The sequence below is a fragment of the Paenibacillus sp. NPDC057967 genome (assembly GCF_042887015.1).
In the GTDB taxonomy this organism is placed as follows: Bacteria; Bacillota; Bacilli; order Paenibacillales; family Paenibacillaceae; genus Pristimantibacillus.
In genome coordinates this window covers 512,295-528,842 of record NZ_JBHVQB010000001.1, presented here as the reverse complement: position 1 = coordinate 528,842, position 16,548 = coordinate 512,295, and the positions used below count along the sequence as shown (strand labels likewise).

Sequence of the window (16,548 nt, the reverse complement as noted above, 5' to 3'; positions counted from 1 at the left end):
GCCTCCAGCCAATTTAATGTAAAGGGAGAAGTATTTTGAAGCTCGTACCTTTGTTAACCGTACTGTGAACTTCGATTTTTCCTTGATGAGATGTAACTATTTTATGACAGTAGGATAAACCTACTCCCCAATTGCTAACGGATGATTTGGTGGAAAAGAAAGGGGAGAATATTTCATTCAGATTTTCCGGCGGAATCCCCGGTCCGTTGTCCTCTATTGAAATACAACCCCATTTGTCCTGATCCTCAATGGTAATCGTAAGCTGCTTATCGCTCGTCTGATGCATGGCCTCTAGAGCATTTTTAATGATATTGAAGCAAACCTCAGTCATGTGAGCAGTGTCGAGCAAAGCTTTGCTTCCATGCGATAAGCGAATAACTTCAATATTCACCGCTTGATCCTTTGATGACAGCTTCTGAAGAGCCAGCTCGACTGGAATATGCAGCTTTACCGGCTTTAACACAATATCAATCGATTCCAGCTTGCTAGATGCATTGTTAATCATGTCATACGAGTAGTAGCAAGATTTGAATATGAGCTCAAGGCTGTATAGCGTGTCGGCATCATCCTTGAATTTTTCCTTTAAATATTCCGTTTCAGAGCGTATAGCTAATAAATGGTTTTTAATCGAATGGGTAAATGCTTTGACGCCCAGGGAAGCGGTATTGATCCTCTTGTTAATCTCGTCGGCTTCTACATGATGCTGCTTTTGCTTGGTTTGATATCTGGAAAAGGCAAAAACCATGGCAGCAAAGGCGATCAGAGAAATAATGGTAAAAATATTATATTTGAATAAAACAGCATTCATGGGAGGCTTCAAATAATTATGAAAGCTGTCAATATGGGTTGCTCGTATGAGAACGGCAGGTGCCCACCAGAACATCATGATATGAATGATAGTGATTGGAAATAAACACATAATATTAAAAATCGTATATTGCCTAATAAAATGAATTCTGAAATTTTTGATTAAATAATGAATAAGCAAGCTGAATGTAATCATAATTAGCGCAAATTTCGTGCATTGAAAGATGATATCAATGATGTTAGCTACACGCTTATAATTCATGCCTGACGCGTGGTCATACGAGAAGAAATGATTCTGAAGCTTTAGTTGTATGAAAGGATCATAGTAGCAGAGTTGAACGATAAATAAGATCGCTAATGGTATGTAATAGTAAAGCTTATTGATTCTGCTTCTGCTATGGGTGAAGGAGATTGAAAAGAGTAGAAAGCTAAAAAGAAAAAGTAAAATACCAAAATTAAGTAAACGAATGAATAGGAGGGCATCAACGTTTTCTAATACAATGCGATTCCAAGTGCCTTTGCTGAAATTGTAGAAATCATTGATAACCGCCCAGTATACGTTGAATTTACTTAAATAAAACAAATACGAGAAAATGGAAATCAACCAACCAATGATGATGCCGATTAAGCTAATGGTTATCATGTTTTTGGATTTATTATAGGTTAATGCAATGGTATAAATTAAAAAAAATAAGGATAAATAGATCATATGTCATCATCCTTTTAGTAATTTTAATTTATAAAGGGGTATATTTCTTTCGACTTATAACAAATTGTAAATTAATTAATAATTTTATTGTGAGCAAGTATAACATGGTCGAAAGGAGAATGTAAATTGAAAAAAAACCTGTTACAGGAATACTTTTGTGATGGGTAAGTCATCATTCTTTTATTAGTTTTAATTAAAAAAGGGGTATATTTTTTTCAACTTAAAACAAATTGTGAATTAAACTATAATTTTGTTGTGAGCAAGTATAGCATGGGCGAGAGGGGAATGTAAATTGAAAAGAAAGTTTGTTACAGGGATGCTTTTGTTGCTAATTGTAAGCGCTTTGATTGCATGTAGTAGTAATTCTAAAACGAATGAGAGTAACAATCAGAATGCGGATCCATCCTCTAATACGGGAGAAAGTACAGACAAAAACGTGAATTTTACGATACCCGTTTTACCTGATGATTTGCCAGCCTTTGAAGCTACTTATGCGGAGTTCCAAAAAGAACATCCTAACATTCAAATCAAGTTCATTAGCTTTCCAGCCAATCAATATTATGAAAAATTAAGAACTCAATTATCCGGCGGAGTAGAGTATGACTTATTCGGCGGGATACTAGACAAGATGGTGGACACAGGAATTATTGAGCCTCTTAATGATTATATTAAATCCAATAATACGGATGTATCCGGCTATGGTGAGCTGTATAAAGAAATGACCATTAACGGTAATATTTATGGATTGCCATTTCGCAAATCTCCTTGGATGTTGTTCTATAACAAAGATATTTTTGATGCGGCAGGCGTCGAGTATCCAAGCGCTGATATGACTTGGGATGAATTTCGCGCACTAGCTGCTAAGGTTACATCTGGCTCGGGTGCTGATAAAACCTATGGCGCATTCCTGCACACTTGGGCCCAGACCTGGTATATGTCTGCCGTTCAATCAGGTGCAACTGTCATCGACAAGGATCTATCACCATTCGTTGATGCCTTGCAATTAAGGTTGGATATGGAGGCGGATGGCTCTATTATGCCGTGGGCGGAGTCGAAGTCTACTGGAGCTCATTATAATGCCATTTTCCAAAGTGGAACGGTTGCAATGAGTATTATTGGGGATTGGCATGTAGCCCAGCTGAGAAAAGCTGAGGATGAAGGTAAAATGTCCTTTAAGTGGGATGTAGTACCTATTCCTCATCCAAAGGGCGTTGAGAGCAATACAAGCTTAGCTACACCTGTAGCCCTAATGATCAATAAAAATTCTAAGCATAAAGAAGAAGCCTATAAAGTGGTTGAATTTTTTACAGGCAGCAAAGGTGCGCAAGTATTCGCTGCCAAAGGCTTCGTTACCGGCTACACAGACGATGCTGTGAAACAAGCATTCTACGGCGACGGAAGTAGACAGCCTGAGCATTTGAACTACTTCTACGAAACAAGCGAATATGCGGAATACCCTATGCTGCCAGGTGTGAAAACGATTGTCGTCGACGGTATCTTCCTGCAAGAAGGCGAGCTAGTATTCATCGGTGACAAAACGCCGCAAGAAGCTGTAGCGACAATGGAAGAGCGCGTTCAGAAGGAATGGGCAAGCATCTATGAGGAGCAATTCTCCATTAAATAATAAGCGAGCATAACTACAATGATGTCATGCATCGATAGAAGGGCTTAGATTATATGAAGAGCCTTGTCTTCTAGACAAGGCTCTTTTCTTCTAAAGGAGAGGGTAGACTTGTTCGGTAAGAAGCCTTTAACGATGACACAGCGCAATCGAATCAATGGATACATGTTCTTATTGCCCAATATTATTGGTTTTCTAGCCTTTATTCTTATTCCAGTCTTCTTCTCATTCGGAATGAGTTTCGTGGAATGGAATGGATTTGGTGCTTTTAAATTTATCGGTTTTGATAATTATACAAAGCTATTCCATGATGATAATTTCATCATTTCATTCAGGAATAGCATGGTCTTCATGCTTATCACTGTGCCAATTACGCTATTCCTGGCTCTAATTGTCTCTGTATGGTTAAACTCAGGGATCAAATGGCTGAAGCTGTTTAGGACAGCCGTTTTTTTACCCTATGTGACATCGACGATAGCAGTAGCAGTGGTGTGGCAATTAATTTTCAATCCTACAAAAGGTCCCGTTAATACGATTCTGATGAATCTAGGCATGGATAATCCTCCGGGGTGGTTCTCTTCAACCAGCTGGGCATTAATTGCGGTATCTATCGTATATATCTGGAATCATATCGGCTACTATATGGTTTTGTATTTGGCAGGTCTGCAAGGCATACCTGATCATTTGTATGAGGCTGCTGATCTGGATGGGGCAGGAATCATTCATAAGTTTTTCCATATTACGCTTCCTTCCTTATCTCCGGTTATTTTCTTCACCGTTATTATGGGCGTTATTAATTCCTTCAAAGTGTTCGACATGATCTATGTATTGACACAAGGCGGGCCAGGGCGCTCGACACAGGTGCTCGTATACACGATTTACAATACGGCATTTAAGCAGTTTGACTTTGGCTATGCATCAGCCATGGCCTATGTCTTGTTCTTAGTCATTCTTATCATCACTTTCATTCAATTCAGAGCACAAAAAAAATGGGTTAACTACTAATATGAGTATCACGATGGTGGAGGGAGATTGAGAGTAATGAGTCAAGCAGCAGGCACACAACCATCTGTACGAAGATCTAACCTGTTCAAGAAGGGCTTTCTATATGTTGCGTTGATTATTACGTCGATCACGATGGTGTTTCCGTTTCTGTGGATGATGTCATCATCGCTTAAGGCGGATAATGAAATATTTACATTCCCAATCAAATGGATTCCAGAAACCGTGTACTGGGAAAATTATTATAAAGTCTGGACGGAAATTCCTTTTCACTTGTACTACTGGAATACGATTAAGCTTGTTGTGATCACGATTGCTATTTTATTAGTTACTTGTTCTTTGGCGGGATATGCCTTTTCAAAAATAAAGTTTCCCGAACGAGATGGCCTATTCTTCTTATACCTATGCACGATGATGATTCCTTATCAGGTCATCATGATTCCACAATTTATATTAATGAAGAATCTCGGACTAATTGATACGCATGCGGCCCTAGTATTGCTAGGTATAGTTAATCCATTTGGCGTATTTCTTTTCCGGCAGTTCTTCTCTTCCATTCCAGATGAATTACTAGAAGCAGCCAAGATTGATGGGCTTTCCGAGATTGGCATATATGCCAGAATCGTTCTTCCTTTAATGAAGCCAGCCATTGCAACGCTAGTTATTTTCTCCTTTATGCATACGTGGAATGACTTCTTGGGACCGTTAATCTATTTGACGAAGGATGAATTATTCACCTTGCAGCTGGGGATGCAGCATTTTATTGGTCAATACAATACGGAATATTCGTTGCTCATGGCAGCAGCAGTCTCTTCTATTGTACCTACGGTTCTCGTATATATGTTGGCTCAGGATTACTTTGTTAAGGGAGTAGTGGGTTCAGGAGTAAAAGGGTAAGAGGTGATCCTATGAAGAAGAGTCTTCCTAATGTCGTCTATATATTTGCAGATCAGTGGCGAAGGGATGCAGTAGGGTTTATGGGAAAAGAGCCTGTCCTTACACCCCGTATTGACCAGTTCGCCGAGCAATCATTATGCTTTGAACAGTCCATAACATGCACGCCTATTTGTTCGCCGCATCGCGCTTCCTTAATGACAGGGAAATACGCATTAAGTACAGGTGTATACACGAACTGCAAGCTTGGGTTAACAATAGGGCTGGAGCAATCAGAAGTAACCATAAGTGATGCTCTGAAGCAAGCGGATTATGCTACGGCTTATATTGGCAAATGGCATCTGGATTGCCCGGAGCAAAACTTCGAGCTGCTTCCGAGGTCTGGGGCGAGGGATTGGGATGCTTATACGCCACCGGGAGCAAAGCGTCATCAATTCGACTACTGGTATTCTTATGGAACGTATGATGAGCATTTAACTCCACACTATTGGCAGGATTCTGAGGAAATGATACAGATTGATGAATGGTCAGTCAAACATGAGACGGATATGGCCCTGCAATATTTGGACAGCGTACAGGAGAGCAACGAGCCGTTCGCCTTATTCATATCTTGGAATCCGCCACATTCTCCATTTGATCTTGTTCCAGATTCGTATAAGAAGCTGTATGAGAGCCAGTCTATTGAACCATTGCCAAATGTTGTGATCCGGGACCCGTTTCTAGTGCATACCGGTGAAGAAGTAGCTGGTGGAGCTAGTGTCTGGAAGCAGATGATTGCAGATTATTATGCAGCCATTACAGGAATAGATGAGCAATTCGGGAGAGTGCTGGATAAGCTGGAGCAATTACATTTGACAGACAATACGATAGTCGTGCTTACTGCTGATCATGGTGAGCTAATGGGGGCGCATGGCTTAGTTGCCAAGCATTCCTGGCATGAGGAATCAATTGGTGTACCGTTTATGATTCGCTACCCACAGCAAATAATGCCAGCGCGTACGCGATGTGTGTTGAATACGGTCGACATTATGCCAACTCTATTGGATTTAATTGGATTGGACATACCAAGCTCTGTACAAGGACAATCCATGATATCCCATATTCTTGATGAGCAGCAAGGAAGACCTGATGATGAGTGGGCCGAGGTAGCCTATATAAGTGCGTTCCCAGGCCAGATGGCTGCCATCGAACGATTTCAACAGCATGGATTAAATCACTTGCACTATGGATGGCGAGGGGTACGATCCAGAAGCTTTACCTATGTTGTAGATAAGGGATATACGCCTGATTCTCCAGTACAAAGATTACTGTATGATTTGAGATCGGATCCCTTACAATGCTCCCCACTTCATTTGGACCATGCCAAGCAGCATCCTGTATCTGAGAAGCTAGAGCAGTACTTGATAGCCTATTTAAAAATGACAAATGATGAGTTTGATCCTCAAGCTTAAAATAGATAGCCCGATTATGTCTACTCCATTGTACATATACGGGCTATATCTGTTTCATAGTCTAGCTGAAATAAGAAAGGGGAATGCTGACGAGCCGACTGACTCCGTCTATTCAAAGATGTCAAATCAAATTGTTGACCTGTTCCGCGAGCTGAATCGTTCCACCGGCAAGATTATGAATGCATAAGAGGAGGATGATGTATGTTTCGTAGAAAAACGGCATTATTGGTGGTCATTACATTGATTTGTTCGCTGCTTGCTCCTGCGGGAGGAGGCTGGATCGGCACGATCGAAGCCGCATCGAACAAATATCTTCATCTGAATTTTGACGATTATCCGGCAGAGCCATCGCTCATGAATCCGACGAGCACTTCGGACGGAGGCGGGAGCTGGAGCTTCTTCGGTACGGTAGCGGGCTCCGTATATGGCATTGGCGAGACTGTGCCTGGTGTCGAAGGCAGGAGCATGAGCATCGTCTCGAACATACCTCCGAATCAAAGCGTTAACAATCCGAATATACAGAAAAACAACTTGACGATTCCGGGAAGCGGAGGCGCAAATTCGGTTATCGTGATGGAAGGCAGATTTAAGTTCGACAATACGGCGCTCGAGAGAAGGTTGTTCACGGCAACACTGACCCAATCGCCGAACACAACAACCATCGGTGAAATCCGCGTCACGATGGACAAGAACGGAAAGATTCTTTTGCTTTATCCGTCCTCAAGCGGGGCCAACGCTACGGAGCAACTAGGGCTGTATGAAGGCGGCGTTTGGTACCATATTCAGTTGTATGCGGATATGGCTTCACGGGAGTTAAAGGCTTATGTGAACGGCGAGCTTCGAGCGTCGGTTGCTGCATTCTCCGGATGGGACAACTTCCGTTCCTTCCGTTTCACCCAGCTTGGTTCGGCGGATACGGAAGGCGTTATGACGATGGACGATATCAAGGTGTATGACTGGATTCCGGTTGAAGCTCTGTCTGTGGATCGGAGCGCAATAAATATGGTGCCGGGCGATAAGGCGGAGCTTAAGGTGACATATTCGCCTGCGGATAGCACGAACCGCTATACCATTTGGGAGTCGGATCATCCAGAGGTCGCGACGGTTGACGATCGGGGTGTGGTCAGCGCCGTCACTGCAGGCACGGCAGTGATAACCGCAAGAAGCAAAGAAAATGATGCGATTGCAGCCGCAAGCGTTGTGACCGTTAGCGAATATACGGCCGTTGAATCCGTTGCGGTCGTGCCAGCTTCGTTGCAATTGGAAACCGAAAGGACGGCAGCGCTGGCTGCAACGATTATTCCGGCCCAGGCAACGAATCAAGAGATGATATGGTCCAGCGACAACAAATCGGTCGCTGATGTCGATGTGAACGGTATTGTAACCGCTGTCAGTACAGGCACGGCTGTTATTACGGCGACAAGCGTGGACGGGCCGTCGGCGCAAAGCGTTGTCACCGTCGTCGAAAGGAATACGCCGATCGAGTCCATTACGCTCCCTCCTTCGGCCCGCGTCGATGTCGGAGATACGATAACCGTCACTCCCCGTTACTTGCCGGAAGATGCGACGAACCCGGTTTTTCAGTGGGCTTCCGACAATGAGAAATCAGCCAGCGTCGATGCGAACGGAAACATAACTGGACTTGCCCCGGGCTCTGCGATCATAACGGCTTCTATAACGAGCCTAGCCGGGACGGTCACGGCAGAGATCGAGGTTGAAGTGACAGAGGCTGATGTGCCTGTTGACGCGTTCGATGAATTGAGGCTCAAGTGGAAGGCGGTGCTCGACGGCGGGCATGATCTGGATGTTGGAGAACCCGTCATCGTGGCGCAGATCGCCTCGATCAATGACTTGGCCCTTACGAGGTGGGAGACGATGCTAAGAGGCGAAGGACGGACATCGCTTTGGACGGATGTGCCGCCGTCGGTGACGGATTCCTCTTTTATCAACACATACATGACACGTTTGAGAGATATGGCCTATGCGTATTCCACGAAAGGGGGTAGCTTATACCACAATATTACAATGAAGCAGGACATCATCTCCGCGCTGGATTGGATATATGAACACGAATACAACGAGCATATCGAGGAATACGGCAACTGGTGGAATTTCGACATTGGCGTTCCCCTTCGCGTTATGGATATCATGGTGATATTGTACGACGACTTGTCCGAAGAGCAGATTGATCGGTATGTTCGGACGGCAGATAAGTTCATCGGGGATATTATGGGCCCGGAATTCGTGCAGATTGGCGCCAACCGATCCGATATTATGACGATCGAGACACTGATGGGCATACTCACCAAGGACACAGATCGTTTGAATGACGTGTTGGTCCAGATCGCTCCGTTGTTCAACTATGTGGTGGAGGGCGATGGATTCTATAAAGACGGTTCGTTTATCCAGCACAATACGATTCCGTATACAGGAAGCTACGGAGAAGTGTTGATTCGGGGATTGGGGCAGCTGCTTTATTTGCTGGACGAGTCCCCGTGGGAAGTGATGGATGCGGATGTGGAGAATGTGTACAGCTGGTTATTTGATTCGGTCGCACCGGTCGTATACCGTGGCGAAATGATGGATATGGTGCGCGGCAGGGCGATCGCAAGGGAAGCGCTCAGCGGTCACGTCGCGACGATCGGCATGATATCGGGGATGCTCCGACTCGCGATGTCTGCTCCAGAGAACGAGGCGCTTCGTATCCGAGGTTTGATCAAGCATTGGGTGCTGTCCACCGATCCAGACTTGGACGTCTACTCCGCCTTAAAGCTCGACTTGATCGCCCCGCTCGAGAATATTATGGAAGACGCGTCGATCGTTCCGCAAGGCGGTTCGTCTTTTCATAAGGAGTTCGGGGCGATGAACCGGACGGTTCACGTTGCGGACGGTTTCGCCTTAGGAATCAGCAAAAGCTCTAACCGAATCGCGACCTACGAGTTGACGAATGGAGAGAACGGTGAAGGCTGGTATACCGGAGATGGCATGACTTACTTGTACAACGGCGATGCCAAACAATACTCGGACGATTATTGGCCGACCGTCAATCGTTACCGTCTTCCGGGGACGACCGTGGATACCCGGCCGAGAACAAATGATCATTATCAGTATGGAGATGGAGAGACAACGCCGGACAACACTTGGGCCGGAGGTGCGATGCTCGGAACCGACGGCGTGTCGGGGATGAACTTGCAGCAAGTCGGCACGACACTAAGAGCGAACAAATCATGGTTTATGTTCGATGATGTGATCGTGGCGCTGGGATCGGGCATAACCAGCAGCGACGGAAGGGTGATCGAAACGATTGTGGAGCAGCGCAAGATCGGCGATGACGGCACGAACGCGCTTATCGTCGACGGAGATGCGGCGCCTGCCGATCTGGGCTGGTCTAATACATTAACCGGCGTAGACTGGGCCAATCTGGAGGGGAATATGCCTGGCTCCGACATCGGTTACTATTTCCCGGACTCGGCGACGCTCCACGCCTCTCGTACGGCGAACAGTGGTTCCTGGTACGATATTAACCGGAACGATAGTACGTCTGCCGATATTCGAACCCGCAATTATGTATCGATCTGGTTCGATCACGGGACGAATCCGACGAATGAGACATACAGCTACGTCCTGCTTCCTAACCGGACTGCGGAGGAAACGGCGTTATTCGCCGAGTCACCAACGATAAGCATTATCGAAAATTCCGATGCGGCTCATGCGGTGAGGGATCTATCCCGCAATCAGATCGGCATTAACTTCTGGCAGAACCGGACAACAACGGCGGCCGGCGTGACCTCGAGCAGGCAAGCATCGGTTATGCTAAAAGAAAATGAGGACGCTACGCTCGACTTAGCCCTGTCCGATCCGAGCTTCGTCAATTCGGGTGTCATTGAGCTCGAAATTGACCGTTCGGCTGCTTCCGTGTTGTCTGCGGACGAGGAAGTGATCGTGACGCAGCTTCATCCGACGATCAAGCTGCTCGTGAGCGTAGAAGGCTCCTTCAGCCGTTCGTTCCATGCGTCGTTCGATCTCGATCCTGCGAAAGAGAGGCCGGATGCGGAAGAGGACGTTCCGCCTATCGAGAATGTTAAGGCATCGACAGGAGCGGAACAGCCGATCGCGCATGTGCATTCGTTTTTCGATCAAGAGCAGCCGGGTAATCGACCAGCAAGGTTAAGTATCGAAGAGGATCCTCTTACGCTTGGCATCGTATCCGCAATTGACAGTGACAGTGACACTGATCATGTTCTGCAATTGATGGACCGGAATCCAGACGGAGCGGTTACGGTGACCGGACGGTTTGAAGAGCAGGCGGGAATTCTCGATCTCTCCTGGGCATACGCCGATCCGAGAGGGAACAGCGGACTGCGTTTCCGCATGATCGGAGAGGATCAGATCGCGACAGAGTTAGTGGCAAAGCCGGATGGTTTGTATCGTGTAGACTCCAGTGGGGGAGAGCAACTGCTCTTTGTAACGGAGCCGGCTCACTGGTATACGATCCATATTCGTCTTCATGCCGAACGGCAGGAATGGATGCTCTACGTCAATGGTGAGCGGGTTCCAGGCATATACCGTTTTATCAACGATGTCGACGTGGTGGACGGCATTCAATTTCAGTCGGGATGGCACAATGAGAATGCGGTCGCTTATGTGGACGATATAACGGTATACGTCACGGGGGCGGCGCCACTCGTTGTCGATGGTTTTGAGTCGTATGAAGCTGGTGCGCTTCCTGGCGACTGGATCATCACTCAGCGTGAGCAAAGTGCGCCTGTATACGTCTGGTATGACCAAGAGGAACGGAATCGCAGCGTGCTTCTCGACGACAACGATTCTACATTCAGAGCCACTATATCACGCACCTTCGAGCCGCAATCGGGCCGTCTTATAGCGGAATGGTCATACAAAGAGCTGGCCGGAGGCAAATACCCGGAGTTCCAGCTGTTGTCCGGCAGCACGAGAGCTGTGCGCTTGACGTCAAGCTCCAACAATTATTTGCGTTACTTCGGGACGAATGCGTCGGCTAATACGATTATTGCCAATGCTCCGACGAAGCTGAAAAAGTGGCATGTCGTCAAGCTCGACATCGATATTCCGAATCATTCGTACGATATTTATTTCGACGGCGTGTTGGCGGAAGCAGGAGTGCCGTTCTTCACGGAAGTGGACAGCATAGATACGATTCTATTCGGCTCCGGTTACGGCGCGGCGGACGCGAAGCTGTTCGTCGATAATGTGAAGGTATATCATCTGGCGGGAGATGTGCCCGCTTGGGAAAATGGCGGTGGCGAAGGCGGACAAGAGCCGTCTCCAACGCCAACACCGACGTCAACACCAACGCTGACACCAACACCGACGTCAACACCGACACCAACGGTAACACCGACACCGACGTCAACACCGACGTCAACGCCAACACCGACGCCAACGGTAACACCGACACCGACGTCAACACCGACACCGACGTCAACACCGACACCGACGCCGACACCAACACCGACGCCGACGTCAACAGTGACACCAACGGTAACACCGACACCGACGTCAACGTCAACACCAACGTCAACGCCAACACCGACGTCAACGTCAACACCGACATTAACACCAACACCAACGCCTTCTCCTTCATTGCCGCCGGAGGAGAGCGGAGGGGAAGCGGGTGCTGATGGCGGAACGATAACCGCCGAACAGCTGCTGGAGCTGCTTCAAGCCGATACGTCGATCTGGACGGTGAAGGCGGAAGGCGTTTCGTTCGAGGTGCCGATCAGCGCTTTGCGGATTAAATTCACTCAGTTGGCCGAGGGGCTGAACTTCGAGCTGGCGGATATATCCTTCAGCGTGAGCATGAACCGTGAAGACAGCCGCGAAGCTATCGATTTCGCCAACCGGATCGGTTCGGCAGGATTGAGGACGTTAACGGAAGTGGCAGACTTTCAGCTCATCATCCAGGCAGGAAACAAAAATTTTGAGCTAAGCGAGTTCGGCAATACCTATGCCGCCATAACGCTCGAACTAAGTGATTCGGTGGATTTGTCGAAGGCAATGGCCGTCATGTACGATTCGCAGTCGGGCGATATCCGGTTTGTTCCGGCCCGATTCGAGGAGAAAGACGGCGTGAAGAGAGCGATGATCAGCAGCGTCTATACCGGCCTGTTCGCGATTGTGGGGGAACAGGAAAAAACCTTTGAAGATATTAAAGGGCATTGGGCGAAAGCCGATATCGACAGGCTTGCTTCGCGGCTGCTCATACAAGGCAAGTCGGAGTCGTTCTTCCAGCCGGAGGTCGCCATAACCCGAGCCGAATTTATGACGTTGCTTGTTCGATCGCTGGGACTCAAGGAAAACGTGGGAGCAACGTCATTCGCAGATGTGTCGGCAGGCGCCTGGTACGAGGGCTGGTTAGGCGCCGCAGTTGCTGCGGGTCTGGCAGAGGGTTATGCGGACGGCAGCTTCCGACCGGATGCCACAGTGAGCCGAGAAGAGATGAGTGTGCTGCTCGCCAGGGCGATGTCCTACGCCGGTTTCACTGTGAGCGCGACTGACGAAGATACACTTTTGCTAGACGGCTTCTCGGACGGTGACTCTATCGCATCATGGGCGAGTAGTCAAACAGCCGGATTAACGCGTATCGGTATCTTGAGAGGAATGGACGGCGAGCGGTTTGCTCCCAAAGTTAGCATGACGAGGGCACAAGCCGCAGTCGTTCTGGGACGAATGCTCGCAGCCGTTCGTTTCCTCTAACGCAATCATTCGTATGGAAACAAGGGGCTATCCCATAAGGTCATTAAATTGATCTTGCGGGATAGCCCTACTTTGTATGAGTATCAATCGCATATATAAGTGCCGCGCTACCTCGAGAACCGTTATATGAAACAGCTCTAAGAGGTTTCTGGAGAAATAATATGATCAATAGTTACAAACTGATCACTATAATGAAGGATTAAAGAGTGTTAAACTATAATTATTGATCGGATATAAAAGAAGACTTGCGGGTGAGCTCTTCTCACAATTCGCTAATGAACGAATAAATAGCATATCATTACTATTTGTGTTAACTAAAATATAATCACTAAAAAGAGTAACAGCTAAGGAGTGTGTATTATGAATTCGATATTATTTATTGCAGGTTGGGCTATTGTTGGAATTTGTATAGGAGGAATTATTGTGCTTATCAAAAATAGGCCTAAGAAGTGAGGTAATAATAAGTTCAGATTATTAAAACTGATTTCAGGGAGTTATTGCAAATAGAGAACAGTCAGCAAAGTCGACAATGTCAACTGTATTGTCTATGACATAACCTCCAAGCCGACGGCAACGATCGAGTGGATATGGTGGCATTCGTGTAAAAAATGACTCTCTTTGATCTGTGTTATGCCGCAGATAGAAGGGAGTATTTTTATGGAGAAAATAATTCAATCTCTATAATAGCCGGATTATATAAAATATGGTAGAGTAGGAGCATTGAACTAGATGGGTCTAAAGTCCATGCGGTAACAAAATACGAATTATTAATGGTCTTTGATCGGTATAGGGTTTATTAAAAGTTGACTGCAGATATTGGAGGATCTAGACATGAAAAAATGGTTGCCGGCAGCGTTAATCATTGTTTTTGTTATTCTGGTTATTACGGTTCCCTCAACTGAAGATTATCATGAGGCTCTTAAGAATAAAATAAAAAAAGAGACTGAAAATAATATTTGGGTTAACCTTGGGGTAGATTTATTAGGAGAAAAGTTAATTAAAACGACAAGCAGCTGCGACTCATACGTGGTCGTAAGGACTTGTGAAACCAAAGTGACGGACTTATATAAATTAAAAAGTATCGGATTTTTAAATCAGTACATATTTTATTGATCTGTATTAAAATACGAAAGCTTCTTTTCTTGCTTTGATTAGCAAGGAAAGAAGTTTTTTTCGTTCGTAGGACTGGAAATGATGGATTTCGACCAAGGCAACGATTAGAAATGATGGTGAAGATGTTCGATGAAATTTTCTAACAGTTACAATTCTTCTGACCGATAGATCGTATTATGCCACCTCTGCTATAATGTACAATAATTGCAGGCATACTAACAGGAGGACCCATCCATGAAGCTGTCACCACCCGTAGTCCGGGATCATATAGATTTGCCGCAAGGCTTTCCGATACTTGTATCGCAGACCGAAGGCGTTAGCCCGCCGTTCCAGCGGCTGCATTGGCATACTCCGCTAGAGATTAATTTCATCTATAGGGGGAGCGGATATTATCTGATCAATGGCGCTCGATATGACTTCCGGGAGGGAGATATTGTTCTCATCAATTCCAATGATCTGCACCGGGCAGTGGAGACGGAATCGCTGGTGATGGGCATCGTCATGTTCGATCCTTCTTACCTGGCATTGGAGCAGAGGTACGATACTGAGCTGCTGGTTCCATTCCGTGAGATGGGCTTCCGGTTCGATAATGTGCTCGACAGGGATCATCCTCAGCTCTTAAAGCTGTGGTCGCTGCTGGCAGAGATGAGAGAGGAATATTTGCGCAAGGAGCCACATTACGAAGCAGTCGTTCGGGCTCAGCTGGTTCGATTTCTTGCGTATGTGAACCGGTATTTCTCCAAGGATTCAGGCAATGGCTCGCTTCATGCCAGAGGCACGGAGACCATTCGGAACGTACTGCATGAAATGGAGGAGCGTATGGAGCATCCGTGGACGCTGAAGGAGCTGTCCGATCGTGCGCACTTGAGCAGCTCAAGGTTCAGCTCGTTATTTACCCAAGTCGTCGGTACATCGCCTATGGACTATTTGATCCAGCTGAGGTTATCGAAAGCGGTAGAGCTGATCGAGACAACCGACGGGAAGATTATTGATATTGCATCGGAATGCGGATTCCGCAATTTGTCGAATTTCAACCGGCTGTTCAAGCAGCATATCGGCAAGCTTCCATCCGAGCTTCGGTCATAAAACAGTAAAATAGTATTAGAACATCGTTCTTTCTTATTAGAGAGACGGTGTTTTTTGTTTTATGATGGATACATCAAGACAAGAAAGCATACGAAGTCCAAGTTATGGAATAGCTAAGGAGCGTGGAACATATCATTTTTCTTGGTATAGACGCAGGAGGCACCAAGACGCATGCCTTGCTGGTAGACGAGAAGGGGAAGGTGCTGGGCCAGGGCCTGAGCGGCAACGGCAACCACCAGACAGCGTTCGAACAGGCTCGCACCAATATCGAATCTGCCTGCAATGCAGCATTGAATGAAGCCGGTATTACGAAGGAGCAAGTAACGTACGCGTATTTCGGCCTTGCCGGTGCGGACCGTGAACCGGATTACGCGATTTTAAGACCGATGATTGCTTCACTCGGGTATGATAGACATGCAATTGCTTGTGATACGATGATCGGCATGAGAGCCGGTACACGCCGCTCGTACGGTGCGGTTATTATTAGCGGGACAGGCTTCAACTCCGCAGCGCGCAACGCGAAGGGTGAGGAACTGCAATACGGCGGCTTTGGATACTTGTTCGGCGACGGACATGGCTCGGGCTCCGATCTGGCTGTACATGCATTCCGCACGGCGATTAGAAGCTGGGAGGGACGCGAAGAATATTCCATCCTGACGAAGCTGGTGCCAGAGAAGCTCGGCTACGCTTCGGTGCAGGAGATGTATGACGATGCGCTTGACAATGGCAAGCGCCCGCCGAAGGATCTGGGGAAGCTGATGTTTGAAGCGGCAGGCCAAGGCGACGCGGTGGCGATTCGCATATTGCGCGAAGCTGGTTTCGAGCACGCCAATGCGGTCAATGCGTTAATCAAACGTCTCGGCATGCAGGAGGATACGTTCGATGTTGTGCTGATAGGCAGCGTTATGTCGCGCGGCAGCTCGCCGCATATGGTTGACGCGATCAAGGAAGTGCTAGCCAAGACGGCTCCGAATGCAAGTGTAGTAAGGCTGGCTGTTGACCCTGTTATCGGCGCAGTCATGAGCGCAATGGACAACAGCGGAATTGAGATTGACGCCGCAACAGATGCAGAATTAAGAAGCATTACTTTTTAATTCAAGTGTACCTATAGAAGTCTTGAACACAAATCA

The 16,548-nt window shown here is 46.7% G+C and carries 9 protein-coding genes and 1 pseudogene; 9 read left to right on the top strand and 1 reads right to left on the bottom strand.

Going from position 1 to position 16,548, the window contains the following annotated elements; genetic code table 11:
* Positions 1 to 13 precede the first annotated feature (13 nt).
* The gene (locus ACFVSO_RS02180) at positions 14 to 1,516 is read right to left on the bottom strand and encodes an ATP-binding protein (RefSeq protein WP_387469615.1); all 1,503 of its coding nucleotides are present in this window, start codon (positions 1,514 to 1,516) and stop codon (positions 14 to 16) included.
* Positions 1,517 to 1,808: 292 nt separating this feature from the next.
* Here ACFVSO_RS02180 and ACFVSO_RS02175 point away from each other — a divergent pair, with 292 nt between their 5' ends.
* The 9 genes and pseudogenes from ACFVSO_RS02175 to ACFVSO_RS02135 all read left to right on the top strand — a co-directional run bounded on the left by ACFVSO_RS02175 (position 1,809) and on the right by ACFVSO_RS02135 (position 16,512).
* Positions 1,809 to 3,140: an ABC transporter substrate-binding protein gene (locus ACFVSO_RS02175; protein WP_387469613.1), complete on the top strand. Its 1,332-nt coding sequence runs from the start codon at positions 1,809 to 1,811 to the stop codon at positions 3,138 to 3,140.
* A gap of 108 nt (positions 3,141 to 3,248) precedes the next feature.
* On the top strand, positions 3,249 to 4,142 hold the full coding sequence (locus ACFVSO_RS02170; RefSeq protein WP_387469611.1) for a carbohydrate ABC transporter permease: 894 nt from the start codon (positions 3,249 to 3,251) through the stop codon (positions 4,140 to 4,142).
* A gap of 36 nt (positions 4,143 to 4,178) precedes the next feature.
* Positions 4,179 to 5,036: a carbohydrate ABC transporter permease gene (locus tag ACFVSO_RS02165; protein ID WP_387469609.1), complete on the top strand. Its 858-nt coding sequence runs from the start codon at positions 4,179 to 4,181 to the stop codon at positions 5,034 to 5,036.
* Between the two features lie 11 nt (positions 5,037 to 5,047).
* The gene (locus ACFVSO_RS02160; RefSeq protein WP_387469606.1) at positions 5,048 to 6,484 is read left to right on the top strand and encodes a sulfatase family protein; all 1,437 of its coding nucleotides are present in this window, start codon (positions 5,048 to 5,050) and stop codon (positions 6,482 to 6,484) included.
* 201 nt (positions 6,485 to 6,685) lie between these two features.
* A complete protein-coding gene (locus ACFVSO_RS02155; RefSeq protein ID WP_387469603.1) occupies positions 6,686 to 13,219 on the top strand; it encodes a polysaccharide lyase family 8 super-sandwich domain-containing protein in 6,534 nt (2,177 codons plus the stop codon).
* Between the two features lie 507 nt (positions 13,220 to 13,726).
* Positions 13,727 to 13,831, top strand: a pseudogene (locus ACFVSO_RS02150) (GMP synthase (glutamine-hydrolyzing)); the annotation flags it as partial.
* A gap of 219 nt (positions 13,832 to 14,050) precedes the next feature.
* Complete coding sequence (locus ACFVSO_RS02145) at positions 14,051 to 14,332, top strand: hypothetical protein (protein ID WP_387469600.1); 282 nt, start codon at positions 14,051 to 14,053, stop codon at positions 14,330 to 14,332.
* 234 nt (positions 14,333 to 14,566) lie between these two features.
* Positions 14,567 to 15,418 (top strand): helix-turn-helix transcriptional regulator, encoded by an 852-nt coding sequence (locus ACFVSO_RS02140; protein ID WP_387469598.1) that lies wholly within the window; start codon positions 14,567 to 14,569, stop codon positions 15,416 to 15,418.
* A 122-nt stretch (positions 15,419 to 15,540) separates the two neighbouring features.
* Positions 15,541 to 16,512, top strand: a complete 972-nt coding sequence (locus tag ACFVSO_RS02135) for an N-acetylglucosamine kinase (protein ID WP_387469596.1) — start codon at positions 15,541 to 15,543, stop codon at positions 16,510 to 16,512.
* Positions 16,513 to 16,548 lie beyond the last annotated feature (36 nt).

Bases quoted from the DNA above. Each gene is read 5' to 3' on its own strand.
- ACFVSO_RS02180 (WP_387469615.1), bottom strand. From the start codon at position 1,516: ATGATCTATTTATCCTTATTTTTTTTAATTTATACCATTGCATTAACC.
- ACFVSO_RS02165 (WP_387469609.1), top strand. From the start codon at position 4,179: ATGAGTCAAGCAGCAGGCACACAACCATCTGTACGAAGATCTAACCTG.
- ACFVSO_RS02160 (WP_387469606.1), top strand. From the start codon at position 5,048: ATGAAGAAGAGTCTTCCTAATGTCGTCTATATATTTGCAGATCAGTGG.
- ACFVSO_RS02155 (WP_387469603.1), top strand. From the start codon at position 6,686: ATGTTTCGTAGAAAAACGGCATTATTGGTGGTCATTACATTGATTTGT.
- ACFVSO_RS02145 (WP_387469600.1), top strand. From the start codon at position 14,051: ATGAAAAAATGGTTGCCGGCAGCGTTAATCATTGTTTTTGTTATTCTG.
- ACFVSO_RS02140 (WP_387469598.1), top strand. From the start codon at position 14,567: ATGAAGCTGTCACCACCCGTAGTCCGGGATCATATAGATTTGCCGCAA.